Annotated in this window: 23 protein-coding genes; 11 read left to right on the top strand and 12 right to left on the bottom strand. The window is 68.2% G+C overall.

The annotated features are described in order from the left end of the window. Nucleotides 1–2: 2 nt before the first annotated feature. Genes sdhA through sdhC form a run of 3 tightly spaced genes read right to left on the bottom strand, consistent with a single transcriptional unit; the run spans nucleotide 3 to nucleotide 2,726 of the window. Nucleotides 3–1,829: a succinate dehydrogenase flavoprotein subunit gene (gene sdhA / locus OB895_RS17675; protein WP_042540323.1), complete on the bottom strand. Its 1,827-nt coding sequence runs from the start codon at nucleotides 1,827–1,829 to the stop codon at nucleotides 3–5. A gap of 19 nt (nucleotides 1,830–1,848) precedes the next feature. Further along, nucleotides 1,849–2,292, bottom strand: coding sequence for a succinate dehydrogenase hydrophobic membrane anchor subunit (locus tag OB895_RS17680; RefSeq protein WP_042540324.1), 444 nt, complete (start codon nucleotides 2,290–2,292; stop codon nucleotides 1,849–1,851). Further along, on the bottom strand, nucleotides 2,292–2,726 hold the full coding sequence (gene sdhC, locus OB895_RS17685) for a succinate dehydrogenase, cytochrome b556 subunit (protein WP_072591539.1): 435 nt from the start codon (nucleotides 2,724–2,726) through the stop codon (nucleotides 2,292–2,294). The genes OB895_RS17680 and sdhC overlap by 1 nt, the downstream gene beginning before the upstream one ends. 179 nt (nucleotides 2,727–2,905) lie before the next feature. Between sdhC and OB895_RS17690 the strand changes: the two genes are divergently transcribed. The 10 genes from OB895_RS17690 to OB895_RS17735 all read left to right on the top strand — a co-directional run bounded on the left by OB895_RS17690 (nucleotide 2,906) and on the right by OB895_RS17735 (nucleotide 14,414). Beyond that, nucleotides 2,906–4,021 (top strand): mannose-1-phosphate guanylyltransferase, encoded by a 1,116-nt coding sequence (locus OB895_RS17690; protein WP_042540325.1) that lies wholly within the window; start codon nucleotides 2,906–2,908, stop codon nucleotides 4,019–4,021. A 147-nt stretch (nucleotides 4,022–4,168) separates the two neighbouring features. Then, nucleotides 4,169–5,281 carry a BMP family lipoprotein gene (locus OB895_RS17695; protein ID WP_056373402.1) on the top strand — a complete coding sequence of 371 codons (1,113 nt, stop codon included), beginning with the start codon at nucleotides 4,169–4,171 and terminating at the stop codon, nucleotides 5,279–5,281. Nucleotides 5,282–5,442: 161 nt separating this feature from the next. Then, nucleotides 5,443–6,957, top strand: coding sequence for an ABC transporter ATP-binding protein (locus tag OB895_RS17700; protein WP_042536468.1), 1,515 nt, complete (start codon nucleotides 5,443–5,445; stop codon nucleotides 6,955–6,957). Beyond that, nucleotides 6,954–8,273, top strand: coding sequence for an ABC transporter permease (locus OB895_RS17705; protein WP_042536469.1), 1,320 nt, complete (start codon nucleotides 6,954–6,956; stop codon nucleotides 8,271–8,273). The genes OB895_RS17700 and OB895_RS17705 overlap by 4 nt, the downstream gene beginning before the upstream one ends. Further along, nucleotides 8,270–9,556 (top strand): ABC transporter permease, encoded by a 1,287-nt coding sequence (locus OB895_RS17710; protein WP_042536470.1) that lies wholly within the window; start codon nucleotides 8,270–8,272, stop codon nucleotides 9,554–9,556. Before OB895_RS17705 ends, OB895_RS17710 begins: the two co-directional genes overlap by 4 nt. A 7-nt stretch (nucleotides 9,557–9,563) precedes the next feature. Further along, a complete protein-coding gene (locus OB895_RS17715; protein ID WP_042536471.1) occupies nucleotides 9,564–9,962 on the top strand; it encodes a cytidine deaminase in 399 nt (132 codons plus the stop codon). Beyond that, the gene (locus tag OB895_RS17720; protein WP_042536472.1) at nucleotides 9,959–11,251 is read left to right on the top strand and encodes a thymidine phosphorylase; all 1,293 of its coding nucleotides are present in this window, start codon (nucleotides 9,959–9,961) and stop codon (nucleotides 11,249–11,251) included. The genes OB895_RS17715 and OB895_RS17720 overlap by 4 nt, the downstream gene beginning before the upstream one ends. A 52-nt stretch (nucleotides 11,252–11,303) precedes the next feature. After that, nucleotides 11,304–12,419 carry an adenosine deaminase gene (locus tag OB895_RS17725; protein ID WP_309690014.1) on the top strand — a complete coding sequence of 372 codons (1,116 nt, stop codon included), beginning with the start codon at nucleotides 11,304–11,306 and terminating at the stop codon, nucleotides 12,417–12,419. 3 nt (nucleotides 12,420–12,422) lie between these two features. Further along, nucleotides 12,423–13,526 (top strand): polysaccharide deacetylase family protein, encoded by a 1,104-nt coding sequence (locus OB895_RS17730; RefSeq protein ID WP_311878475.1) that lies wholly within the window; start codon nucleotides 12,423–12,425, stop codon nucleotides 13,524–13,526. A gap of 30 nt (nucleotides 13,527–13,556) precedes the next feature. After that, entirely contained in the window at nucleotides 13,557–14,414 is an 858-nt protein-coding gene (locus OB895_RS17735; RefSeq protein ID WP_311878476.1) for a carbohydrate kinase family protein, read from the top strand. A 33-nt stretch (nucleotides 14,415–14,447) separates the two neighbouring features. Here OB895_RS17735 and OB895_RS17740 read toward each other — a convergent pair whose 3' ends face one another. The 8 genes from OB895_RS17740 to OB895_RS17775 all read right to left on the bottom strand — a co-directional run bounded on the left by OB895_RS17740 (nucleotide 14,448) and on the right by OB895_RS17775 (nucleotide 22,200). Then, nucleotides 14,448–15,197, bottom strand: coding sequence for an alpha/beta hydrolase (locus OB895_RS17740; RefSeq protein ID WP_311878478.1), 750 nt, complete (start codon nucleotides 15,195–15,197; stop codon nucleotides 14,448–14,450). A gap of 48 nt (nucleotides 15,198–15,245) precedes the next feature. Continuing rightward, nucleotides 15,246–16,550 (bottom strand): flavin-containing monooxygenase, encoded by a 1,305-nt coding sequence (locus tag OB895_RS17745; RefSeq protein ID WP_311878480.1) that lies wholly within the window; start codon nucleotides 16,548–16,550, stop codon nucleotides 15,246–15,248. An 85-nt stretch (nucleotides 16,551–16,635) separates the two neighbouring features. Beyond that, nucleotides 16,636–17,793 carry a mannitol-1-phosphate 5-dehydrogenase gene (locus OB895_RS17750; protein ID WP_311878483.1) on the bottom strand — a complete coding sequence of 386 codons (1,158 nt, stop codon included), beginning with the start codon at nucleotides 17,791–17,793 and terminating at the stop codon, nucleotides 16,636–16,638. Then, a complete protein-coding gene (locus OB895_RS17755) occupies nucleotides 17,793–18,224 on the bottom strand; it encodes a PTS mannitol transporter subunit IIA (RefSeq protein ID WP_042536479.1) in 432 nt (143 codons plus the stop codon). Before OB895_RS17755 ends, OB895_RS17750 begins: the two co-directional genes overlap by 1 nt. A 67-nt stretch (nucleotides 18,225–18,291) precedes the next feature. Then, a complete protein-coding gene (locus OB895_RS17760) occupies nucleotides 18,292–19,926 on the bottom strand; it encodes a PTS mannitol transporter subunit IIBC (protein ID WP_309690003.1) in 1,635 nt (544 codons plus the stop codon). Next, nucleotides 19,923–21,548 carry a phosphoenolpyruvate--protein phosphotransferase gene (gene ptsP, locus OB895_RS17765; RefSeq protein WP_376708843.1) on the bottom strand — a complete coding sequence of 542 codons (1,626 nt, stop codon included), beginning with the start codon at nucleotides 21,546–21,548 and terminating at the stop codon, nucleotides 19,923–19,925. The genes OB895_RS17760 and ptsP overlap by 4 nt, the downstream gene beginning before the upstream one ends. A 56-nt stretch (nucleotides 21,549–21,604) precedes the next feature. Beyond that, nucleotides 21,605–21,886, bottom strand: a complete 282-nt coding sequence (locus tag OB895_RS17770; protein ID WP_042536481.1) for an HPr family phosphocarrier protein — start codon at nucleotides 21,884–21,886, stop codon at nucleotides 21,605–21,607. Then, a complete protein-coding gene (locus OB895_RS17775) occupies nucleotides 21,883–22,200 on the bottom strand; it encodes a PTS sugar transporter subunit IIB (RefSeq protein ID WP_042536482.1) in 318 nt (105 codons plus the stop codon). The genes OB895_RS17770 and OB895_RS17775 overlap by 4 nt, the downstream gene beginning before the upstream one ends. 165 nt (nucleotides 22,201–22,365) lie before the next feature. On the opposite strand from OB895_RS17775, the gene OB895_RS17780 reads away from it, so the two are divergent. Next, nucleotides 22,366–24,288 (top strand): BglG family transcription antiterminator, encoded by a 1,923-nt coding sequence (locus tag OB895_RS17780; protein WP_309689997.1) that lies wholly within the window; start codon nucleotides 22,366–22,368, stop codon nucleotides 24,286–24,288. Nucleotides 24,289–24,296: 8 nt separating this feature from the next. Here OB895_RS17780 and OB895_RS17785 read toward each other — a convergent pair whose 3' ends face one another. Further along, nucleotides 24,297–24,542, bottom strand: coding sequence for an HPr family phosphocarrier protein (locus OB895_RS17785; protein WP_052492792.1), 246 nt, complete (start codon nucleotides 24,540–24,542; stop codon nucleotides 24,297–24,299). Nucleotides 24,543–24,557: the final 15 nt, after the last annotated feature.

Here is a 24,557-nt window from a genome sequence, read left to right on the forward strand (position 1 = left end):
GCTCAGTACTTCCTCTCCATCGGCGGGTAGTTCAACTCGCCCTGCTCGTTCTTCGTGAACACGACCGGCTTCCAGTCGAGCTTGATGTGATCGCTCGGAGTGGAGGAGTGCGGATCGCCCGTGAGATAGGCCATCGTGTGCTGCATGTACTTCTCGTCGTTGCGGGTGGGGAAGTCGTCGCGCATGTGGCCGCCCCGGCTCTCCTCACGGTTCTGCGCGGCATAGACGACGACCTCGGCGATGTCGAGCAGGAAACCCAGCTCGACGGCCTCGAGCAGGTCGGTGTTGAACCGCTTGCCCTTGTCGTCGACGTGCACGTTCATGTAGCGGTCGCGCAGTTCCTTGATGACGCCGAGCACGTGCTCGAGCGACTCGTGCGTGCGGAAGACCTGCGCGCCCTTGTCCATCTCGTCCTGCAGCGCCTTGCGGAGCACGGCGATGCGCTCGGTGCCCTGGTTGTTGCGCAGGCCCTCGAGCATCCCGGAGACGAACCCGGCGGGGTTCTCCGGAAGCGGCACGAATTCGGCGGTCTTGACGTACTCCACCGCATTGCGGCCTGCGCGCTTGCCGAACACGTTGATGTCGAGCAGCGAGTTGGTGCCGAGACGGTTGGCGCCGTGCACCGAGACGCAGGCGCACTCGCCCGCGGCGTAGAGACCCGGGACGACGGTGGTGTTGTCGGCGAGAACCTCTGCGTCGTTGTTCGTGGGGATGCCGCCCATCGCGTAGTGGGCCGTCGGCATCACCGGCACGGGCTCGACGACCGGGTCGACACCCAGGTACGTGCGGGCGAACTCGGTGATGTCGGGCAGCTTGGTCTCGAGAACCTCGGCACCCAGGTGAGTGCAGTCCAGCAGCACGTAGTCCTTGTGAGGACCGGCGCCGCGGCCTTCGGCCACCTCCTGCACCATGCAGCGGGCGACGATGTCGCGAGGTGCGAGGTCCTTGATCGTCGGGGCATAGCGCTCCATGAAGCGCTCGCCCGAGGCGTTGCGCAGAATGGCTCCCTCGCCGCGGGCGCCCTCGGTGAGGAGGATGCCGAGTCCGGCCAGTCCGGTCGGGTGGAACTGGAAGAACTCGAGGTCCTCGAGGGGGAGGCCCTTTCGCCAGACGATGCCGACACCGTCACCCGTGAGGGTGTGCGCGTTCGAGGTCGTCTTGAAGATCTTGCCGAAGCCGCCGGTCGCGAAGATCACGGCCTTGGCCTGGAACACGTGCAGCTCACCGGTCGAGAGGTCGTATGCGACGACGCCCGAGATCTGGGTCTTGCCGTCGGCGTCCTTCACCGTGAGCAGGTCGAGGACGTAGAACTCGTTGAAGAAGTTGATGCCGAGCTTGACGCAGTTCTGGAACAGCGTCTGCAGGATCATGTGACCGGTGCGGTCGGCGGCGTAGCATGCGCGGCGCACCGGGGTCTTGCCGTGCTCGGCGGTGTGGCCGCCGAATCGACGCTGGTCGATCTTGCCCTCGGGCGTGCGGTTGAAGGGGAGACCCATGTTCTCGAGGTCGATGACCGCGTCGATGGCCTCTTTGGCGAGGATCTCCGCAGCATCCTGGTCGACCAGGTAGTCGCCGCCCTTGACGGTGTCGAAGGTGTGCCACTCCCAGCTGTCCTCTTCGACGTTCGCGAGCGCAGCCGCCATGCCGCCCTGCGCCGCACCGGTGTGCGACCGCGTCGGGTAGAGCTTGGAGATGACCGCGGTCTTCGCGCCGGAGCCTGCCTCGATGGCCGCTCGCATGCCGGCGCCGCCGGCGCCCACGATCACGATGTCGAACTGGTGGTAGTGCACGCCGTCGCGCACGACGGAATCCTGGGTCTCGGTAGTCACTTCTCGTATGCCTTCTCTTCTACTTGCCCAGCGTCTGGCACTGTTCCCACAGTGTGCTCGACTCGGTCACGCCGAGGCACGGGTCGAACGTGAAGACGACCAGGGTGCCGAGGATGATGAGCAGGGCTGCGGCCAGGCCGAGGGCCCAGATCAGCGCCTTGCGAGCGGTGTTGTTCGTCACGTAGTCGTTGACGATCGTGCGCATGCCGTTGGCGCCGTGGATCAGCGCGAGCCAGAGCATGAGGACGTCCCACCACTGCCAGAACGGCGTGGCGAACTTTCCGGCGATGAACGCGAAGTCCAGGGCGTGGATGCCCTCGCCGACCATCAGGTTGATGAACAGGTGCCCGAAGATGAGCACGACGAGCACGAGGCCGGAGGCGCGCATGAAGAGCCAGCCCCACTTCTCGAGGTTGAATCCGCGCTGACGGCGGACAGGGGCTGCGACGGTCTGAGCGGTCATCAGTGTCCTCCTCCGAAGCCGGCGAACGCGAGCATCAGGTGACGAGGCACGAAGCCCGCCATGATGATGCCCCACACAAGAAGCACGCCCCAGAACAGCTGGCGCTGGTACTTGGCACCCTTGGACCAGAAGTCGACGGCGATGATGCGGAGGCCGTTCATCGCGTGGAACACGATGCCTGCCACCAGCACGACCTCGCCGAGCGCCATGATCGGGTTCTTGTACGTGCCGATGACGGCGTTGTACGCCTCGGGGGAGACCCTGATGAGTGCAGTGTCGAGCACATGCACCAACAGGAAGAAGAAGATGGCGACTCCGGTGATGCGGTGAAGCACCCACGACCACATGCCTTCGCGACCCCGGTAGAGGGTGCCGCGTGGCGTCTTGGAAGTGGTTTCCGAAATCGACGGTGTCAAGCGAGCGCTTGTGGACACGGTCGTCCTCCCTGGATCGAAGTGACTCGGTCGCGTGCAGTGCGTCTTCCAAGCGTGAGCCTGCTGTCATCAGGCACGGCCGATCGGACACCATCCTATTCCCGTGAGACGACTGCGGGCGACGAAGGGGAGCCTAAGTGTCTCGATGTCGAGACTTTCCGTGGGGATACCCTGGCAAGGTGAGCCAACCCATCGAGAACTTCTACGCCGTGATCCCTGCCGGCGGAATCGGCAGCCGACTCTGGCCTCTCTCCCGAGCGGACGCGCCGAAGTTCCTGCACGATCTCACGGGTTCCGGGCACTCCCTGCTGCGCGATACGTGGGACAGGCTGGAGCCCTTGGCCGGGGCCGACCGGATCGCCGTGGTCACCGGCCGGGCCCACCGCGCGGCGGTGGAGGCGGAGCTGCCCGGAATACCGGATCTGAATGTGTTCCTGGAGTCGGAGCCGCGCGAGTCCGCGGCGGCGATCGGGTTGGCGGCCGCAGTCCTGCATCGGAGAGACCCCGACGTGATCATCGGCTCGTTCAGCGCCGACCACGTCATCCGCAGCACGCGTGTGTTCGAGTTCGCCGTCCGCGACGCCGTCGAGGTCGCGCGCGAGGGATACATCTGCACGATCGGCATCTCTCCGACCGAGCCCGCGATCGGCTTCGGCTACATCAAGAGGGGCGCGGAGCTCCTCGTCGAAGGGGCGCGCGAGGCCGCCCTGGTCGAGAGCTTCGTCGAGAAGCCCGACCTCGAGACCGCCAAGGCCTACTTCGCCGACCGCGGCTACCTCTGGAACGCCGGAATGTTCATCGCCAAGGCGAGCGTGCTGCTCGATGAGCTCGCCGCGAACGAGCCGGCCCTGCACGCCGGGCTGCTCGAGCTCGCCGAGGCATGGGACGACCGTGAGCGCCGCGGCCCCGCCGTGGATCGGATCTGGCCCGGGCTGAAGAAGATCGCGATCGACTACGCGGTGGCTGAGCCGGCTGCGCGACGCGGACGCCTCGCGGTCGTGCCCGGGCACTTCGACTGGGACGACGTGGGGGACTTCGCCTCCCTCACCAAGCTCATCAACAACGGGCGGAAGAACGACCTCGCCGTGCTCGGGCCGAAAGCCCGGGTGCTGTCGGATGCTGCCAGCGGGATCCTGGTCAGTCAGACCTCTCGCGTGATCAGCCTGATCGGCGTGAAGGACATCGTGGTGGTCGACACGCCAGACGCTCTGCTCGTCACGACGATAGAACATGCGCAGCGGGTGAAGGGTGTCGTCGAGTCCCTGAAGCTGACGGGGCGGAGCGACGTGCTCTGATGAGCACGCACCGTCGCTCATCGGCTGTCTTGGTTTCAGGTTTGTAACCATTCGCCAGCGCTTCGCCCTCGTGCATGCACAAAAGTCGAAACACTAGGTAACTTTGAGCGATCCGCGAGGGCCGCGGCACCGTTCAGGAGGCATGAGTTGACCATCTCCACCACCAAGAAGCTGCTCGGCGCGACCATCGCCGCTGGCGTCGTCTTCGCACTTGCCGGCTGCGGCCAGGCTCCCACCGAATCGGGCGGCACCGGCGGCGGCGAGGCTGACTCCGACTTCATCCCCTGCCTCGTCTCGGACGCGGGCGGCTGGAACGACAAGTCGTTCAACCAGTCCGCCAAGGAGGGCATGGACCGCGCAGCGGAGACTCTCGGCGTCAAGCCGATCGAGTTCGAGTCCGCCAACGACAACGACTACGCGCCCAACCTCGAGACCGCTGTCTCGGAGGGCTGCTCGCTCATCGTCGCAGTCGGCTTCAAGCTCTCCGCCGCGACCGTCGAGTCCGCTCTCGCCAACCCCGAGATCGACTACGCGATCATCGACGACTATGCCGACAACGACTTCGACGGCACCACCGATGCTCCCAACATCAAGCCCCTCGTCTTCGACACGGCTCAGGCCGCCTACCTCGGTGGCTACGCCGCCGCCGGCTGGTCTGCTGCATCGGGCGTGAACAAGGTCGGCACCTTCGGCGGAATGCAGATCCCGTCGGTCGCCGTGTTCATGGACGGCTTCCAGCTCGGCGTCGAGAAGTACAACGAGGACAAGTCGGGCGCCGTCGAGGTCTTCGGCTGGGACGCCGCCACGCAGAAGGGCTCCTTCACCGGCGGCTTCGACGCGAACGACACCGCCAAGCAGACCGCTCAGGGCGTGCTCGACCAGGGCGTCGACGTGATCCTCCCGGTCGGTGGACCGATCTACCAGAGCGCTGCGGCGGCCATCGCCGACAGCGGCAAGGACACGCTGCTGGTCGGCGTCGACAGCGACCTCGCGGTGGCCGATGAGAGCGTGGCCGATGTCACCCTCTTCTCGATCATGAAGGCCATCGACGTCGCCGTCGAGGACGCGACCGTCGCCGCATCCGAGGGTGACTTCGACCCGGCTCCCTACATCGGCACGCTCGAGAACGAGGGCGTCAAGCTCTCGGGCTTCGGTGCCTTCGAGGGCGACCTGCCCGACGGGCTGCTCGATGAGATCTCGGCTCTGCAGGAGCAGATCATCTCGGGTGACATCACGGTGGAGTCGGAGAACTCCCCGTAAGCAGTTCACATCCATGGCGGGGCGAGTGGTGCAAGCGGCCACTCGCCCCGCGCCGTGGACGGACGATGACGACTGTTCGCGGCGCATCCGGGCGATCCCCGTGCGATGCGCCGGAGATTCTTCGGACTCTTCTGGATGACACTTCTGGATAAGGTGCAGATATGAAGCTCGAACTTCGCGGTATCACCAAGCGGTTCGGAACCCTGGTGGCCAACGACCACATCGACCTGGTCGTCGAGCCGGGGCAGATCCATGCGCTGCTCGGCGAGAACGGTGCAGGCAAGTCCACTCTGATGAACGTCCTCTACGGGCTGTATCAGGCCGACGAGGGCGAGATCCTCCTGGACGACGTCGTCCAGCGGTTCCGCGGCCCCGGCGACGCGATGAACGCCGGCATCGGAATGGTGCATCAGCACTTCATGCTCGTCCCCGTGTTCACGGTGGCGGAGAACGTCATGCTCGGCCACGAGCAGACCAAGGGCCTGGGCACCCTCGACATCACGAAGGCGCGTGAGCACGTCCGCTCCGTCGCCGCCCGCTTCGGCTTCGACATCGACCCTGACGCCATCGTCGGCGACCTCCCCGTCGGCGTGCAGCAGCGGGTCGAGATCATCAAGGCGCTCTCGCGCGATGCCAAGGTCCTGGTCTTCGACGAGCCCACCGCTGTGCTCACGCCGCAGGAGACCGACGAGCTGATGGGCATCATGCGCCAGCTGCGGGACGAAGGCACCGCGATCGTCTTCATCACCCACAAGCTGCGTGAGGTGCGCGAGGTCGCGGACACGATCACGATCGTCCGCCTCGGCCGCATCGTCGGCGAGGCATCGCCCACGGCGACCAACGCCGAGCTGGCCTCTCTGATGGTCGGACGTGCGGTCGAGCTCACCGTGCACAAGGACCCGCCGCGCCTCGGCGAGGGCGGCCTCGAGGTCAAGGGACTGCGCGTGCTCACCTCCGCGGGGGCGATCGTCGTCGACGGCATCGACTTCTCCGTGCGCCCTGGCGAAGTGCTCGCCGTGGCCGGAGTGCAGGGCAACGGGCAGACCGAGCTGGTCGAGGCCATCGTCGGCCTCGCGGCCAGGGTCGAAGGATCGATCACCCTCGGAGGCACCGAACTGGTCGGCAAGAGCGTGCGAGCGATCCTCGACGCGGGTGTCGGCTTCGTGCCCGAGGACCGCACCGAGGATGGACTCGTCGCAGGCTTCTCTGTCGCGGAGAACTTGATCCTCGACCGCACCGGCGACGAAGAGTTCAGCCGGGGCGGGACCATCCGGCGATCGGCGCTCGAGGACTTCGCCCGCGCACGGATCAGCGAGTACGACATCCGCACGCAGGGCCCGCACACCGCGGCAGGCACCCTCTCAGGAGGAAACCAGCAGAAGGTCGTGATCGCCCGCGAGATGAGCCGCGAGCTCAAACTGCTCGTCGCCGCGCAGCCGACCCGTGGAGTCGACGTCGGCTCCATCGAGTTCATCCACAAGCGGATCATCGAGACCAGAGACGCGGGCATCCCCGTCGTGGTCGTCTCGACCGAGCTCGACGAGGTGGCGGCTCTCGCCGACCGCATCGCCGTCATGTACAGAGGCACGATCGTCGGGATCGTTCCCGGCGACACCCCGCGCGAGACGCTGGGACTGATGATGGCGGGCGCCGCCGAGGGAGAGGTGGCCGCATGAGCGGTACGACGCCACACGGGAGCGACTCGGTGGGACGGGGTTCCGCCGATCAGCTCTCGGTGAACACGACCACGACGCCGCGCGATACGGGCGAGGTTCCGCCGCCCCCGCGCGGCAACGTGATCCTGAAGGAGATGCTCCGCGGCAGCGCCGTCACGACGATCCTCGCGATCTTCCTGGCTCTGGTCGTCGGCGGCATCCTGATCGCCTTCACCAACGAGGACGTGCTGGAGGCATCCGGCTACTTCTTCCAGCGTCCGAGCGACACCTTCGCCGCGATCTGGAACGCGGTCTACAACGGCTACGAGGCGCTCTTCCGCGGAGCGATCTTCAACGCACGCGGTGCGGACTTCGCGGCGCAGATCCGCCCGTTGACCAACACGCTGGGCTTCGCGGCGCCCCTGATCGCCGCCGGTCTCGGCGTCGCCCTCGCCTTCCGCGTCGGCCTGTTCAACATCGGTGCGCGCGGTCAGATGCTCATCGGCGTGGCGGCCGCTGGTCTCCTCACCTTCCAGCTCGACCTGCCGTTCTGGCTGCACATCCCGGTCACCCTGATCGCCGGCATCGCCGGCGGAGCGCTGTGGGGCGCGATCGCCGGTCTGCTCAAGGCGCGCACGGGCGCCCACGAGGTCATCCTCACGATCATGCTCAACTACGTGGCGTACTACCTGCTGCTGTGGATGATCCGCACACCCGGTCTGCTGCAGAAGCCCGGCACGAACCAGGCCCTCGGCTACGCCACCCCTGAGAGCGCGCAGTTCCCCGAGCTCCTCGGGCCGCAGTTCCCGCTGCTCGACCTCGGGTTCGTGATCGTGATCATCGCGACCCTCTTCGTCTGGTGGCTGATCGAGCGCTCGTCGCTCGGAATGCGGATGCGCGCCGTGGGTGAGAACCCGCACGCCGCGCGCGCGGCCGGAATCAGCGTGCAGCGCGTCTACGTCTACGCGATGCTCCTGGCCGGTGCTCTCGCCGGTCTGGCCGGCATGAACCAGGTGCAGGGTGCGGTCACGACCGGTATCACCGAGACGATCGACGCCGGGATCGGCTTCGACGCGATCACCGTCGCCCTGCTCGGCCGCAGCCGTGCATGGGGCACCTTCGCGGCGGGCATCCTGTTCGGTGCCCTGAAGGCGGGCTCGTTCTCGATGCAGGCGCAGGACATCCCGGTCGACATCGTGCTCGTCGTGCAGTCGCTCGTCGTGCTGTTCATCGCCGCGCCGCCTCTGCTGCGCGCAGTGTTCTTCCTGCCGAAGTCCGACCTCGAGAAGGCGGCCAAGGCGAGAGCCAAAGCCACGAAGAAGGCGGTGACCGCATGACCTCCCTCGTCCAGAGCGAAGCCGCCGACGGAACCGTGCAGCTCGCCACCGTGCGCGAGCGGCACCTGAAAGCGCCGATCGTCCTCGCCGCAGCCACCGTGCTGCTGGCGCTCCTCTTCCTGCTCGTGCCACGCAGCGGCACCAGCAGCTTCCGCCTCAACGACCCGTCGTCGCCGTTCGCGCTGCCCGACGTGGCGCTTCCGACCGGGCCGACCAGCTGGGTCGTCATCGTGATCCTCGCGCTGCTGTCGGTGCTCGCGTTCCTGCGGGCGTGGACGTACCGCAAGCCGTCGATCTGGCTGGTGATCGCCTTCAGCGTGATCGCCGTCTTCGGGTTCCTCGTGTGGGCGGGCGCCGGTGGCCTCGTTCCCGTCAGCAGCCTGCTCTTCGGAGCCGTCTCCCTCTCCGTTCCCCTCGTGTTCGGCGCCCTCGGCGGCGTCATCGGCGAGCGGGCGGGCGTGGTCAACGTCGCGATCGAAGGCCAGCTGCTCCTCGGCGCGTTCTCGGCCGCGCTGCTCTCGAGCGTCACCGGCAGTCCGTTCATCGGACTGCTGGGTGCGATGCTCGGCGGCGTGCTCGTCGCCGCCGTGCTGGCCGCGTTCGCGATCAAGTACCTCGTCGAGCAGGTCATCGTCGGCGTGGTGCTCAACGTGCTCGTCAGCGGTCTCACCGGATTCCTCTACGGCGCGCTGCTCGCACCGAACGAGGCCGAGCTCAACACCCCGGTGCGCTTCAGCCGCATCGAGATCCCGCTGCTCAGCGACATCCCCATCATCGGTCCGGTGCTCTTCAACCAGACGTTCATCGTCTATCTCATGTTCATCACCGTCGCCATCGTCGCCTGGGGCCTGTACCGCACGAAGTGGGGGCTCCGGGTCCGCGCCGTCGGCGAGCACCCGCAGGCGGCGGACACGGTCGGCATCAAGGTCAATTCGACGCGGTTCTGGAACGTCCTGCTCGCGGGAGCGATCGCCGGCATCGGCGGCGCGTACTTCACGCTCGTCTCGGTGCCGCAGTTCGGCAAGGACATGACGGCCGGTCTCGGCTTCATCGCCCTCGCCGCCGTGATCTTCGGACGCTGGGATCCGATCCGCGCGACGCTCGCGGCCCTGCTGTTCGGCTTCGCGACGAACCTGCAGAACCTGCTGTCGATCCTCAAGACACCGATCCCCGGCGAGTTCATGCTGATGCTCCCGTATGTCGTGACGCTTCTCGCGGTCGCCGGTTTCGCCGGTCAGATCCGCGGGCCGGCGGCCAGCGGCAAGCCGTACATAAAGTCCTAGGAGAGACATGACCGACATCGACTGGGACGAGCTTCGCCAGGTTGCGACAGACGCTATGACGAAGGCCTATGCGCCGTACTCGCGGTACCGCGTGGGAGCTGCCGCCCTCGTCGGCGACGGTCGCATCGTCGCCGGCTGCAACGTCGAGAACGCGTCGTACGGGGTGACCCTGTGCGCCGAGTGCGCGCTGGTGGGTGACCTGCACATGTCCGGTGGCGGCCAGCTCGTCGCCTTCGTATGCGTGAACAACGACGGACAGACGATCATGCCGTGCGGCCGCTGCCGCCAACTGCTCTACGAGCACGCGATGCCCGGGATGCTGCTGGAGACCGTCTCCGGCATCCGGACCATCGATGAAGTACTGCCGGATGCGTTCGGCCCCCGAGACCTGGAGGACGCCCGATGAGCGTTGAACCCTTCGACGCCGTCGATGTGATCCGTGCCAAGCGTGACGGAGGTGCCGTGCCCGAGAAGGCGCTGCGCTGGATGGTCGACGCCTATACGCGCGGCTACGTGTCGGACGCGCAGATGGCCTCGTTCGCGATGGCCGTCTTCCAGCGCGGCATGGAGCGCGACGAGATCCGCGTGCTCACCGATGCCATGATCGCCTCGGGGGAGCGGATGAGCTTCGCGACCCTCGGCAAGAAGACCGTCGACAAGCACTCGACCGGAGGAGTGGGCGACAAGATCACCCTGCCGCTCGCACCGTTGGTCGCGGTGTTCGGCGTGGCGGTGCCGCAGCTCTCCGGCCGAGGACTCGGCCACACCGGCGGCACGCTCGACAAGCTCGAGTCGATCCCCGGCTGGCGTGCCGCGCTCAGCAATGAAGAGATCTTCGCGCAGATGCAGGGCGATGTGGGCGCGGTGATCTGCGCCGCAGGTTCGGGTCTCGCTCCCGCAGACAAGAAGCTCTATGCGCTGCGCGATGTCACCGGCACGGTCGAGGCGATCCCGCTGATCGCGTCGAGCATCATGTCGAAGAAGATCGCCGAAGGCACGGACGCGCTGGTGCTCGACGTGAAGTTCGGCTCGGGCGCGTTCATGCAGGACATCGATCGGGCACGCGAACTCGCGCGCACGATGGTCGCCCTCGGAACCGACTCCGGCGTCGCCACGACGGCACTGCTCACCGACATGAACGTGCCCCTCGGGCGAGCGATCGGCAACGCCAACGAGGTTCGCGAGTCCGTCGAGGTGCTGGCAGGCGGAGGCCCCTCCGACGTCCGCGAACTGACGATCGCCCTGGCGCGCGAGATGCTCGCGCTCGCAGGACAGCCGGATGCCGATGTCGAGGCCGCTCTCGACGACGGACGTGCGATGGACGGCTGGAAGGCCATGATCCGCGCGCAGGACGGCGACCCCGACGCACCGCTGCCGACGGCACGCGAGACGCACGTGGTCACCGCTCCCGCCGACGGCGTGGTGTCTCAGATGGACGCGCTGCCGTTCGGCATCGCGGCGTGGCGTCTCGGTGCAGGACGCGCGCGGGCCGAGGACCCGGTCATCTTTGAAGCCGGCATCGATCTGCACGCCAAGCCCGGCGACCGCGTCGTGGCCGGCCAGCCGCTGTTCACCCTCTCCGCCGCTGATGAGGCCAGGTTCCCTCGCGCGCTCGAGGCCCTCGAGGGCGCATGGGCGATCGGCGACGAGGCTCCGGCCGCCGGTCCGATCGTGCGCGAGCGCATCACGGCCTGATCCGCGGACCGCTAGCCTGAACACAGCGAATCCGCGACCGAGAGGAATCCCCATGTCGATCGACGCGAACGGCGATGTCACCATCCAGGGAGCGTCTCTGCGCAGCCTGCCCAAGGTGTCGCTGCACGACCACCTCGACGGCGCAGTGCGCCCGTCGACCATCGTCGAACTGGCGGATGCGATCGGCGTCGATGTGCCGGAGTCGAACCCTGCCGCTCTCGGCAAGTGGATCGCGAAGAAGAGCGACTCGGGTTCTCTGGTCGAGTACCTCAAGACGTTCGATCTGACGACCGCGGTCATGCAGACGACGGAGGGGCTGACCCGCGTCGCACGCGAGTTCGTGCAGGACCTCGCGACCGACGGAGTGATCTACGGCGAGGTGCGCTGGGCGCCCGAACAGCACCTCACCCGCGGTCTCTCGCTCGAGCAGGCCGTCGAGGCCGTGCAGCAGGGCATCGAGGAGGGCGAGGACGCCGCTGACCGCGACGGGCACAGCATCCGCGTCGGCCAGCTGATCACAGCGATGCGTCACACCGACCGCTCTCGTGAGATCGCAGAGCTCGCGGTCGGGTTCCGCGGACGCGGGGCCGTCGGATTCGACATCGCCGGCCCGGAGGACGGATTCCCCGCCTCGAACCATCGAGCCGCCTTCGACTACCTGGCCGAAAACTTCTTCCCCGTCACGGTGCACGCGGGAGAAGCCGCCGGTTCGGCCTCGATCCGTTCGGCGCTCATCGACGGGCGAGCTCTGCGCCTCGGCCACGGCGTGCGCATCGCCGAGGACCTGCAGGTGATCACCCAGGAGGGCGACGAGGTGCAGGTGCAGTTCGGCGACCTCGCCCGCTGGGTGCGCGACCGCGAGATCCCGCTCGAGCTCTCGCCGTCATCGAACCTGCAGACCGGGGCGATCGCTGCGTGGGGCGACACCCTCGCCGATCATCCCTTCGACCTGCTCTACCAGCTCGGTTTCGCCGTCACGGTGAACGTCGACAACCGCACGATGAGCGCCACGTCTCTCACGCGCGAGCTCGCCAACCTCGTCGAGACGTTCGAGTACGACCTCGACGATCTCGAGACCTTCCAGTTCAACGCCGCGGCCGCAGCCTTCCTGCCCGTCGAGGAGCGCGAAGAGCTCGTGGAGATGATCGCCGACGGATTCGACATCTAGATCATGGCTTCCGGGGGGAAGCGACGCCGCATCGGGGTCGCACTGATCATCAGCGCCGTCGTCGTGCTCGCGGCAGGCGCGACAGCAGCATACGCCTGGTCGACGCGAGCGCCGGAGGAGAGCGTTCCGCGCGCCGGTGCGGACGTCATCGAGCGTCCGCTGACACCCGCTCAGCAACTGCTCGCCGATGCCGACGATACGCTGGCGTGCGCGGTGAGCTTCTTCGGCGAGGGGGCCCCGGCCGAGCCCATGCTGCAGAGGCAGGACGCCCTCTACGCGGCGCTTCCGATCCCCGTGCAGGATGGGCGGGTGTTCGCGGGGTGGTACACCAACGAGGCGGATGCCGCCGCATACACCGTCGCCGCGCGGGTGAACGGCGCCGATCCCGTCGCCTGCGTCGATCAGCAGACCGAACTGTTCGCCGGGTGGACGACCCCCGAGGCGAACGCCGCTGCCGATGTGCAGGTGCCGATCCTGATGTACCACCAGTTCACGACGAACCCGGACGGCGAGACGGGGTGGCTGCGCGGCAACTACGCGTACATCGGCGACTTCGATGCGCAGATGACTCACATCGCGACGACGGGGTTCTATCTTCCGACCTGGGACGAGCTCAGCGCGTTCATCGACGGGCGCCTCTCGCTGCCCGCCCGCTCGGTGATCATCACCGACGACGACGCCGACCAGACCTGGTTCGATCTGGCGGTTCCGGTGATCGAGCGGAACAAGCTCCTGTCGACGTCGTTCATGATCACGGCCTACCGGCAGGATCCGCCGCCGTCGATCTACGTGCTGCGCCGTTCGCACACCCACGACATGCATCAGGCCGGCGAGAACGGCAAGGGCCGGATGACGAACTGGACGGCCGACGAGATCGCGGCCGACCTGAATCTGTCAGGGGATGTGCTCGGGGTGCGCGAGGTGATCGCGTATCCGTTCGGGCACTATAACGACACCGCGAAGCAGGGTGTCGCACAGGCCGGCTTCGAGATGGCCCGCACCATCGAACCCGGGTACGTCGAGATCGGGACCGACAAGCTCGCGCTGCCGGTCGTTCGCATCGACTACGGAATGGGTCTGGACTCGCTGATCAAGCGGATCGGCTGATCAGGCGGCCGCACGGGGCAGGATGGAGCCATGACCGCATCCGTCTTCATCGCAGGCCCCGTCTCGTGGAACTCGATCGTCGTGCTCGATCGCCTGCCGGAGCCCGTGCCCCACATGCAGTTCGCCGAGGACTCGTGGGAGACGACAGGCGGCACGAGTGCCGGAAAGGCGCTCAGCCTCACCGCGCTCGGACGCCCCACGCTGCTGTACGCGGTGAGTGCGGCGGACGAGCCGGGTCAGCGCGTGCGGGGTGCTCTCGATCGGGCAGGTGTGCGCACCCTGTGGGGTGAGGGAGACGTCACGGAGCGCCATCTCAACCTCATGACCCGTCGCGGCGAGCGCGTGTCGCTCTATCTCGCGTCGCCCTCGGCGACCGGCGGTGCCGATGACGCTGCTCTGGTCTCTGCGATGCGAGAGGCCGATGCGATCGTGCTCGACCTCGCGGCGGAGCCCCTGAGGCTCCTTCCCGCGGCCAGCGCCACCGGGCGCCCGATCTGGGTCGACGTGCACGACTACGACGGCGAGGCCGACTTCCACACACCGTTCCTCGATGCGGCGGACGTCGTGTTCTGCAACGCCGACCGCCTCGCCGATCCGGTGGCGTTTCTCCGTTCGCGCATCTCGGCGGGAGCGTCGCTCGCAGTGTGCACGCTCGGCGCGGAGGGCGCTGTGGCGATCGATGCAGACGGCGTGGAGCACCGCGTCGCGGCCGTGCCCGTCGACGTCGTCGACACGAACGGCGCCGGCGACGCCTTCCTCGCCGGTGTGCTCGACGCCCGGCTCTCCGGCGCCGACGTGCCGTCGGCTCTCCGCGCGGGCGCGCGGACGGCGTCGGGGGTGCTGGGCACCAGGCACCTGCATCCGCTGCTCGATCCCGCGGTCGTCTGACACCGGGGGCCTCGGACGCGGGCGGAGAGCCGATCAGCCCTGGGAGAGCTCAGCCATGAAGGGGTTCAGGCGATCGGCGACCTCGGCATGCATCTCGTCGTCCGCGATGGTCGGCGTCCCGTCGCCGGCCTGAGGGCCGTAGTCGCCGAATGACGCGTGGGATGCGCCCTCGATCTCGACCATCTCGGCGTCGGCGGGGAGCAGGTCGCGGGCCGCGTCGATCTTCTCGGGCGTCGAGAGCCCGTCTTCGCTGCCCGAGATGCTCAGCACTGCGAGGTCGGTGTCGGAGACATCGTTCGAGCAGTACGACCCGAACAGCACGAGCGCATCGGCGTCTGCGGCGAGCTGGCACGCGCGCACGCCGCCCAGCGAGTGACCTCCGACCGCCCACTCGTCGATGTCGGGAGCCGCCGACGTGAAGGAATCCAGGCCGCGCAGGTCGAAGAACGCGAGGTTCAGCCACGGGCGGGTGATCACGACCGTCGCGCCCTCCTCGGCGAGGCTCTGCAGGATCGCGGCGTACGCCCACGGGTCCACCTTCGCCCCGGGGATGAAAACCAGACCCGTCTCGGACTCGCCGTCGGCGGGGGTGAGGACGATTCCCTGCTCGGCGTCTTCGACGTGGATCGCCGGGTTCTCCCGGACGCTAGCCAGCGGTGCCTTCTCGGCGGGCATCACCCCGATCTGGCTCCAGGCGACGATGCCGCCGATTCCGAGCACGAGGACGGCGACGAGTCCCCAGACGATCACTTTCAGGACACGACGGCCACGCTTCTTCTGCACGGATCAAGGCTAGAGCCTGCGCATGTGAACGGCCTCTGCCGGCGAGGGTCAGGGCCGCCGCCCCGTCTGGTCTTCCAGCGCGTGCTTCTCGCGGCGGACGGCACCGCGGTAGGCGTCCTTGTTGACGTAGTAGGCCATGCGGTCGAGTCCGAGGTAGCGATAGCCACCGGTGAGATCGGGCCACGGCTGCGAGGTCACCCGGTCTCGGAACCGGGTCGCGGTGTCCGGGTCGTGCTCGAGGGCGTCGAGATAGGTCGCCAGCAGGTCGGCCTGCTCGTATCGTCCCTGCCAGCCGATGCCGGATGCCTCGATCATTCCCATGACGTACAGGCCGTTGAACGAGGCGGGGAAGATGTTCAGGAACAGCCGAGGGGCCGCGCCGCGCCAGTGCAGGTGCGCGCGGTCGACGAACGGATAGTCGAGCGTGTAGCCGGTCGCGAGGAGCACGAGGTCGTAGTCGTCGGCCGTGCCGTCGCGGAACCGCACGGTCGAGCCGTCGAACCGGTCGATGTCCGGGCGGATGCGCAGGTCGCCCTGGCCGAGGTGGTTGAGGATCATGGTGTTGACGATCGGATGCGATTCGTAGATGCGATAGTCGGGCTTCGGGAAGCCGAAGCGCACCGGGTCGCCGGTGAATGCCCGCAGCACGCGGCTGTCGACGGCCTGCTTGATGCGTGCGGGCAGCGGACGACCCTGGTTGAGGGTGTCGCTCGGGCGACCGAAGAGATACCGCGGGACGAAGTAGTAGCCGCGACGCACACTCATGTCGACGGACGCGGCGTGATGCACGGCATCCACCGCGATGTCGCAGCCCGAGTTGCCCGCGCCGATCAGGAGCACGCGCCTGCCCGCGAGCTGGGCGGGGGACCGGTAGGCGCTGGTGTGCATCAGCTCACCGGTGAAGGTGCCCGGGAAGGCGGGGATGTTCGGTTCGGCCAGAGTGCCGTTCGCGAGCACGACGCCGGCGTACCACCTGGTGTGCTCGCCCTCGGGGCCGTCGCTGGTGAGGTCCCAGCCGCCGCCCTGCGGTTCGAGACGGGTGACCCTCGTCTCGAACCGGAAGCGGTCGGTGAGCCCGAAGTGGTCGGCATAGTCGCGGAAGTACTGCCGCAGCACGCGGTGGCCCGGGTAGTCGACCGTCGATCGCAGGGGGAACTCGGTGAATTCGGTGGTGGTACGTGAGGAGATCAGGTGCGCCGACTCGTACATGGTGCTGCGCGGGTTGTCGATGTCCCAGAGTCCACCGACCCCTGCCGCGGCCTCGTATCCGTCGACGCCGATCCCACGTCTCGTGAGCGCGCGGGCGGCAGCGAGTCCTGACGGCCCCGCGCCGATGACGGCGTATCTGTTCATGCTGCTCCCGCACCTCGCTGTGCGCGCACCTGCGCCCTCCGCCGATCGTATCGGCAGAGGGCGCAGGCGATGCGTGCAGCGGCGCTCAGGAGGCGTTCAGAGCCGTCTGACGCGAGACGACGGCGTCGCGAACCGCAGGGAACAGCGGATGCTCGGGATCCAGTCCCGTCGTGCGCGAGGTGAAGGCGAGAGCGTCTTCGGTGCGGAGGGCCTCCTGCATCTCGACCGCCTGTTCGTCGTCGGGCGATTCGAACTCGAGCGCGGCGGTGACGGCGCCGACCAGTGCGATGGTGGAGAGTCCTCGCTCGGCGGCCATCGCCGCGGGGCCGATGAACCGCTCGTGCCGCGAGATCTTGCGCAGCGGCTGTCGTCCGACGCGCTGCACGGTGTCGACGAGCGCGGGATTGCGGAACCGCTCGAGGATCGTCGCGCGGTACTGGGCGAGCTCGGCGGGGTCGAGGCCGTGCTCGGCGACCAGGACCGCGGAGGTCTCTTCGAGCGCAGCCGACACGCGAGCGGCGATGTCGGGATCCGCCAGCGCGTCCGAGATGCGCTCGATGCCGGCACGAGCGCCGAAGTACGCCGTCGCGGCGTGCCCGGTGTTCACCGTGAAGAGCTTGCGCTCGATGTAGGGCGCGAGGTTCTCGACGAAATGCGCTCCGGGGATCTTCGGCAACGCGCCGCCGAAGGCCTCCGACTCGATCGCCCACTCGAAGTACGGCTCGACCGTGACGTCTACTCCGCCGTCCGCGGGCTGTCCTGGCACGATGCGGTCGACTGCGGTGTTCGCGAACACCGCGCGGGAGAGCAGCTCTTCGGCATCCACTCCCGCCGCCTTCTCGATCTCGGCGCGAAGGGTGTCGGTCGCGCCGATCGCGTTCTCGCACGCCATCACCTGCAGCGGTGCGGCGCCGGCCGAGCGGCGGGCGAGCCCTGCCACGATCGTCGGAGCGACGAAACGGAGGACCGTCGGCCCGACGGCCGTCGTGACGACATCGGCGGTCGCGACCTCGTCGGCGACCGTCTCCGGGCCGGTCTTGCTGTTCACGGCGCGGAAGCCCGTGACCACGTGGTCGGTGCCGCCGGGACCGGCTTCGTGCACGGTGTACGAGTCGACAGCGTTGATCGCATCGACCAGGGCGTCGGCGACGTCCGAGAAGACGACCTCGTAGCCGCCCTCGTGCAGCAGCAGGCCGACGAAACCGCGGCCGATGTTGCCCGCTCCGAAGTGGACGGCCTTCATCAGTCGTTCACCGCCGAGAGGAGTGCGTACAGCTCGTCCGGGGTCTGCGCCGCATTCAGCTTGGCGACGTCGTCCTCGTCGGAGAAGAGGATCGCGATCTGCGAGAGGATCTCGAGGTGCTCGTCGCCGCGTCCGGCGATGCCGATCACGAAGGTCGCGGGCTCACCGGCCCAGTCGACGCCGCCGTCGTAGCGCACGACCGAGAGAGCCGAGGCGAGGATCGCATCCTTGGTGTCGTTCGTGCCGTGCGGAATCGCCAGACCGTTGCCCATGTAGGTCGAGACGGTCTCTTCGCGCTGACGCATCGCGTCGACGTAGGCGGGAGTGACGGCACCGACGGATACGAGGATGTCGGTCGCCTCCTGCAGCGCCTCCTGCTGAGTGCTGGAGCCTGCGTGGATGCGGACCTGGTCGAGGGTGAGAACGCTCATGGTGATTCCTTCTTTCTGAGAATGTGGGGGCGGGGCGGATGCCGTGGCACCCGCCCCGCCCGGTCTGTCACGCGCCGGAGTCGCGCTGCTCGCGCACCATCTCGACGACCTCTTCGTACTTCGGAGAGTTCATGAAGTTGTCGACCGACACGTGGATCGAGTTCGGCGACTGCGCCTGCGCCCGGTCGGTCAGCTGCTGCTGCGTGATGACCAGGTCGGCGGTGCCGTCGAGGTTCGCGATGGCCTGGTTCGTGACGGTGACGCCCTCGACCCCTGCCTTCTTGAACTTGTTGCGCAGCACGCTCGCGCCCATGGCCGACGAGCCCATGCCGGCGTCGCAGGCGAACACGATGTTCTCGATGCGGCGGTCGGTGGCGACACCCGCGCCCGCACCGGCGGCTGCGCCGGCAGCACCCGCGCCGGATGACGCGCGGAGAGCGTCCATCGCGGCGGAGGACTTGCCCTTGTTCGCCTCGGTCTGTGCGATCGCGTCGCCGAAGCTGTCTCCCTCGGCCTCGAGGTCGCGCTTGCGCGATGCGCGCAGGATGACGCCGGTGATGAGGAACGTCACGACGGCGGCGATGACCACCGAGAGGTACACGACCAGCAGGTTGCCGACACCGCCTCCGACGGCCGCCGCCGTGACGGCGATGATGCTGCCGGGTGCTGCCGGGAAGGCCAGTCCGCCACCCAGGACCATGTTCGTCGTGACACCGGCCGCGCCACCTGCGATCAGCGCGAGGATGGTGGTCGGCTTGCTCAGCGCGTACGGGAAGTAGATCTCGTGGATGCCTCCGAAGAACTGGATGATCGCCGCACCCGGGGCAGAGGCCTTCGCCGCACCGACGCCGAAGAACGTGAAGGCGAGCAGCAGGCCGAGGCCGGGACCGGGGTTCGCCTCGATGAGGAACAGGATCGACTTTCCGGTCTCAGCCGCCTGCTCGATGCCGAGCGGCGTGAACACACCGTGGTTGATGGCGTTGTTGAGGAACAGCACCTTGGCGGGCTCCACGATGATCGAGACCAGCGGGAGCAGGTTCAGGGAGACGAGCCAGTCGACGGCGCCGCCGAGCACCGCACTGATGCCGAGCATGACCGGGCCGAAGGCGAAGAAGCCGAGGATCGCCAGGACCATGCCCAGGATGCCGGCGGAGAAGTTGTTCACCAGCATCTCGAAGCCGGGGCGGATCTTGCCGTCCCACAGCCGGTCCATGCGCTTGGTGATCCAGGCCGCGATCGGTCCCATGATCATCGCGCCGAGGAACATCGGGATGTTCGTGCCGACGATGACACCCATGGTGGCGATCGTCGCCACGACACCGCCGCGCTCGCCGTAGACCATGCGGCCTGCGGTGTTGGCGATGAGGAGCGGGAGCAGGTAGGTGACCATGGGGCCTACCAGGCCGACATACGCGAGGACGTTGCCGTCGGCGCCCTCGGCGACCGCGGTCATCGCACCCTGCCAGCCCAAGACGGCGGAATCGCCACCGCCTCCGACGATCTCGGCGACGCCGGCCCAGTGCCAGCCGAAGGGACTCTCCGCTCCGAAGAAGCCCTTCGGGATGAACAGCATGGTGATGAATCCCCACGCGATGAACGCGGCGATGTTGGGCATGATCATTCCGGACAGGAACGTGCCGAAGCGCTGCACGCCCGTTCGGAGGCCGCCTGCCTTCGTGGCGGCCGGTGACGTCGTCGTCATGATGTCGTCTCTTTCTGGTGAGGGGGGAGGGATGCCGCGGCGTCAGCCACGGCGAGGCGAGCACCGGCGGCGTCGTCGGCCGCCAGTGCGAGTTCGGCGAAGTTGCGGGCTTCGTCGAGAGTGTGCTGCGACAGGGTGTGCCGCACGTCTGCGAGGGCTGACGGCGCCATGGAGAGACTCGTGGCGCCGAGCCCCACGAGCACGACGGCCAGCATCGGGTCGGCGGCAGCCTCACCGCAGATCCCGACGGGTTTGCCGAGGCGGGCTCCTGCTGTGCCGACCTCGCGCACGAGCCTGAGCACGGCGGGGTGCCACGGGTCCTGGAATCCGGCGACGGAACCCAGCATGCGGTCGGCGGCCATCGTGTACTGCGTGAGGTCGTTCGTGCCGATCGATGCGAAGTCCGCATGCGCGAGGATCCGGTCGGCGAGCAGGGCGCTGGACGGGATCTCGACCATGACGCCGGCGGTCTTGAGGCCGTACTCGCGGGCGAGCGCGGTGAAGTACTCGGTCTCCTCGACCGTCGCGACCATGGGCGCCATGACCCACAGGTCGGCCTCGGTGGCGGCATCCGCCTCTGCCAGCGCGGTCAGCTGCTCGCGCAGGATGTCCTCGCTCGCTCGGAGCGCGCGCAGTCCGCGCAGACCGAGCGCGGGGTTCTCCTCATGCGCATCGTTGAGGAAGGCCAGCGGCTTGTCGGCACCGGCATCCAGCATCCGCACGACGACCTTCTGGCCGGGGAAGGCCGCGAGCAGTTCGCGGTACGACTCGCGCTGCTGCTCGACGGTCGGCGCCTGGGCCGATGAGAGGAACAGGAACTCGGTGCGGAACAGCCCGACGCCCTCGGCCCCGCGTTCGACGGCATCGGATGCGTCTGCAGGTTTCCCCAGATTCGCCAGCAGCGGGATCAGCGTGCCGTCGGCGAGGGCGCCGGGGGTAAGCGGTGCGGCGTCCGCCGAGCGGCGGGCGGCTGCGCGCTGTTCAGCGCGCGTCTTCTCGTCGTCGGAAGGATCGACGGTCACGATCCCGGCGGCGGCATCGACGATGACATGGCTGCCGGTGACGAGGTCGGATGCGGATGCCGCGCCGACGATCGCGACGATGCCCTTCTCGCGGGCGAGGATCGCCGTGTGCGAGGTGGGTCCGCCGTCGAACGTGACCAGAGCCAGCACCTGATCGAGGTTCAGCAGCGCGGTGTCCGCCGGGGCGAGGTCGCGGGCGACCAGGACGAACGGATGCCCCGGGTCGGGGACCCCTGGCGCATCGACGCCGCGAAGGCGGGCGAGCACGCGCTGGGCGATGTCATCGAGGTCGGCTGCACGCTCTCCGAGGTAGCCCCCGACGGCTTCGAGCGTCGCGCGGAAGCCCGCGAACGCGTCGTGCACGGCCCATTCGGCGGTCGCGCCGTCGTCGATGCGCGTGTCGACCTCGTCCTGCAGCGTCGGGTCCTCGGCGATCATCGCCTGCGCTTCGAGCACCTCCTGCGCCGAGCCGCCGGCCGCCTCACCGCGTGCGGTGAGCTCCTGGGCGACTGCGGCGACGGCCTCGCGCACCCGTGCGCGCTCAGCATCGATGCCCTGGGTGCTGGGGGTGTTCTCGGGAGCGGGCAGCGCCTCGGTCATCCGCACGACGACGCCCTGGGCGACCCCGAGACCGATCCCGACTCCTCTGAGCTCGCTCACGCTCCGGCGTCCTGGTCATGGTCGGTCGTGAGCAGCTCGGTGAGCGTGTCGAGCACGCCTTCGGCGCTGTCGCCCTCGGCGGTCAGCGTGACGTAGTCGCCGTGCTCGATCGCGAGCGCGATCACCCCGAGGATGCTGGCCGCGTTGACCGCCTTGCCCGAGTCCTTCGCGATGGTCACGGGAATCCCCGAGTCCTTGGCGGCCTGCGCGAACAGCTTCGCCGGACGGGCGTGGAGTCCATGGGATGAGCCGATGCGGACGGTGCGGGAGACGGTCATGATGTTCCTTTCGGGGTGTTCCTGGCGTCGGCGACGATCGACCGCGCCAGCGCGAGCGTGCGGGTGCCGTCCCGGTCGGCGAAGACGTCGTCGGGGAGCACTGCCACCCGAGCGGGTGCGGCACGGCGGATCGCTTCGAGGCGATCGGCGAGATGAGGACCGATGAGGATGAGGTCGTGGTCGCTGCCGGCGACGGACTGCTCCATGCCGGCGGCTGCGTCCCAGTCGAGGCCCGCTTCCGAGGCCGCACGGCGGAGTCGTTGCGCGACGAACGTGCTCGACGCACCGGCGCCGCACACCACGAGGATCTTCATCGATGCTCACCTTTCCTGAGAACAGTCTGGGAAGAGTCGGGGTGCGGTCGCCAACAGGTTCCTTTCCGCCCCTGCGGAACATCGGTTTCGGAGCGGGCCCCCCGCCTTCCTGACATCATGGAAGTCACGTCAGGACAGTGCAGTCGGCACGGAGGAGGGAGCATCATGTCGCGACAGCGCCAGGACCAGCTCCTGTCGTCTCTGCTCCGACAGGAGAAGTGGGTGACGGCAGCGAACCTCGCGGATCAGCTCGGCGTCACCCCGCGCAGCATCCGCTCGTACGTCGCCGCCCTGAATGCGAGGACCGGAGCGGCGGATGCCGTCGAATCGGGCCCGGCCGGGTACCGCGCCGGGTCAGGGGCGCGGAACGCGTTGCGCGCCCGTCAGAGCGGTGAGTCCGCTCCGCGCGACCGCCTGCACGGTCTCGTGCGCACGCTGCTGGATGTGCCGGACGGCGTCGACGTCTTCACCACGGCCGAGGCGCTGCACGTGAGTGAGGCCACTCTCGAAGCCGACCTCGCCCGCGTGCGCGCTCTGATCGACGGCACCGATCTCACCCTCGAGAGAGACCGGGAGATCGTGCGCCTGCGCGGCAACGAGGCGGCACAGCGGCGCCTGCTGTCTCGGCTGGCGCACGACGAGATGGACGCCGCGTCGTTCCACCCCGAGACGTTCCGGCGAGCGCTCGCCGGAGGGGTCATCGCCGCCGATGCCGTCGCGCCCTTCAAATCCGAGCTGGTGCGCGAGCTCGGCGAGCAGGGCTACTACGTCAACGAGCTCGCGATCTCCGACGTCCTGCTGCACATCGCCATCGCCGCCGAGAGGGTCGCCGCAGGGCACGCGCTAGAGTCGGGGCCCGCCGGCGCACGCGAGGAGATCCCGCGGGTCGGCGCCGTGATCGCCCGCCTCGCTCAGCAGCACTTCTCTGTCACGCTCGGAGACGGCGACAGCGGCCATCTCGCGTCCCTTGTGCTCACCCGCATCGTGGCACCGGGAGAGGACGCTGCGGGCGATGTCGCCCGCAGCGGCGTCGACCCGCGGGTCGAGGCCGCCGTCCGAGCCGAGATCGCGAGAGCGGCGGAGGACTTCCAGGTCGATCTGGTCGACGAGACGTTCGTGCTGCGCCTCGCCCTGCACGTGCAGAATCTGATGCGGCGAGCCGAGGAGAGCGCGCTGACGCGCAATCCGCTGACCCGTTCGCTCAAGACCTCGTATCCGATGATCTTCGAGGTGGCCGTCTCGATAGCCAGTGGCCTGCACGACCGACTCGGCACGCCGATCCACGACGACGAGATCGCATACATCGCCATGCACGTCGGCGGCCGCCTCGAGCGCAGCCGCAAAGCGGAGTCGATCCTCACGGCGACCATCGTGTGTCCCGGCTATTACGAGCTCCACGAGCTGCTGCGCTCAAGTGTCGACCGCTCCCTGGGCTCGGCGATCGAGGTGACCAGCGTCATCACCAAGGTCGACCCGGACTGGGCATCGTTCGACACCGATCTGGTGCTCAGCACGATCGAACCGGGCGCGTCGGGAGATCGCTTCGTACGCATCCAGCCGTTCCTCACGGATGCCGATGTCGATCGGATCCAGCAGGCCGCAGCGCGCGTCAGGCGTGCGCGGCGCCTGACGAGGCTTCGCGCCGAGCTCGCGCGCTACTTCGTCGCCGATGCTTTCGTCTACCCGCTGCCCGATGAGGGCGAGGAGGCGATCATCCGGCGGCTGGGCGGACTGCTCGTCGATGCCGGTCTCATCGGCGACGACTACGTCGACAACACGATCCTCCGCGAACGCATGTCATCGACGGCGTTCACCGATGCCCTCGCGGTGCCGCACGCGCTGCAGATGACCGCGACGCGCACCGCGATCGCGATCGGCGTCGCCGACGGATCGGCGGCCTGGGGGGAGGGGCGCGTGCAGGTGGTCGCCCTCGCCGCCTTCAGCGAGAGCGACCGCGCCGCATTCCAGACGGTGTTCGAGCAGCTCGTCGAGGTGTTCAGCGAACGAGACAGCGTGCAGCGGATCCTCCGCCGAGGCACGACCTTCGAGGCATTCCTCGACGAGCTCGTCGCCGTCATCGACGGCTGACGACCGCGTCAGGCCCGAGGATCCAGCACGCCGGCCAGGGTGTCGAGGACCGATTCGGCATCCGCCGACTCCGCCGTCTCGAGCACCACCGCGTCGCCGGGCGCGAGTGCGAGGTCCATCAGCGCGAGAACGCTGCTGAGGTCCACGACTGCGCCCGACGACGTGCGCAGAGTCACGACGTGCGGGTGCGCCTGCACGAGCCTGACGAGCTCGGCGACGGGGCGCGCGTGCACCCCGTTGTGCGCGCTGATCACGACATGTCTTCTCGG

Origin of the sequence: Microbacterium forte, assembly GCF_031885415.1 — a bacterium.
Lineage (GTDB): Bacteria > Actinomycetota > Actinomycetes > Actinomycetales > Microbacteriaceae > Microbacterium > Microbacterium forte.

Bases quoted from the DNA above. Each gene is read 5' to 3' on its own strand.
- OB895_RS17680 (WP_042540324.1), bottom strand. From the start codon at position 2,292: ATGACCGCTCAGACCGTCGCAGCCCCTGTCCGCCGTCAGCGCGGATTC.
- OB895_RS17700 (WP_042536468.1), top strand. From the start codon at position 5,443: ATGAAGCTCGAACTTCGCGGTATCACCAAGCGGTTCGGAACCCTGGTG.
- OB895_RS17705 (WP_042536469.1), top strand. From the start codon at position 6,954: ATGAGCGGTACGACGCCACACGGGAGCGACTCGGTGGGACGGGGTTCC.
- OB895_RS17710 (WP_042536470.1), top strand. From the start codon at position 8,270: ATGACCTCCCTCGTCCAGAGCGAAGCCGCCGACGGAACCGTGCAGCTC.
- OB895_RS17715 (WP_042536471.1), top strand. From the start codon at position 9,564: ATGACCGACATCGACTGGGACGAGCTTCGCCAGGTTGCGACAGACGCT.
- OB895_RS17720 (WP_042536472.1), top strand. From the start codon at position 9,959: ATGAGCGTTGAACCCTTCGACGCCGTCGATGTGATCCGTGCCAAGCGT.
- OB895_RS17725 (WP_309690014.1), top strand. From the start codon at position 11,304: ATGTCGATCGACGCGAACGGCGATGTCACCATCCAGGGAGCGTCTCTG.
- OB895_RS17730 (WP_311878475.1), top strand. From the start codon at position 12,423: ATGGCTTCCGGGGGGAAGCGACGCCGCATCGGGGTCGCACTGATCATC.
- OB895_RS17735 (WP_311878476.1), top strand. From the start codon at position 13,557: ATGACCGCATCCGTCTTCATCGCAGGCCCCGTCTCGTGGAACTCGATC.
- OB895_RS17745 (WP_311878480.1), bottom strand. From the start codon at position 16,550: ATGAACAGATACGCCGTCATCGGCGCGGGGCCGTCAGGACTCGCTGCC.
- OB895_RS17750 (WP_311878483.1), bottom strand. From the start codon at position 17,793: ATGAAGGCCGTCCACTTCGGAGCGGGCAACATCGGCCGCGGTTTCGTC.
- OB895_RS17755 (WP_042536479.1), bottom strand. From the start codon at position 18,224: ATGAGCGTTCTCACCCTCGACCAGGTCCGCATCCACGCAGGCTCCAGC.
- OB895_RS17760 (WP_309690003.1), bottom strand. From the start codon at position 19,926: ATGACGACGACGTCACCGGCCGCCACGAAGGCAGGCGGCCTCCGAACG.
- ptsP (WP_376708843.1), bottom strand. From the start codon at position 21,548: ATGACCGAGGCGCTGCCCGCTCCCGAGAACACCCCCAGCACCCAGGGC.
- OB895_RS17770 (WP_042536481.1), bottom strand. From the start codon at position 21,886: ATGACCGTCTCCCGCACCGTCCGCATCGGCTCATCCCATGGACTCCAC.
- OB895_RS17775 (WP_042536482.1), bottom strand. From the start codon at position 22,200: ATGAAGATCCTCGTGGTGTGCGGCGCCGGTGCGTCGAGCACGTTCGTC.
- OB895_RS17780 (WP_309689997.1), top strand. From the start codon at position 22,366: ATGTCGCGACAGCGCCAGGACCAGCTCCTGTCGTCTCTGCTCCGACAG.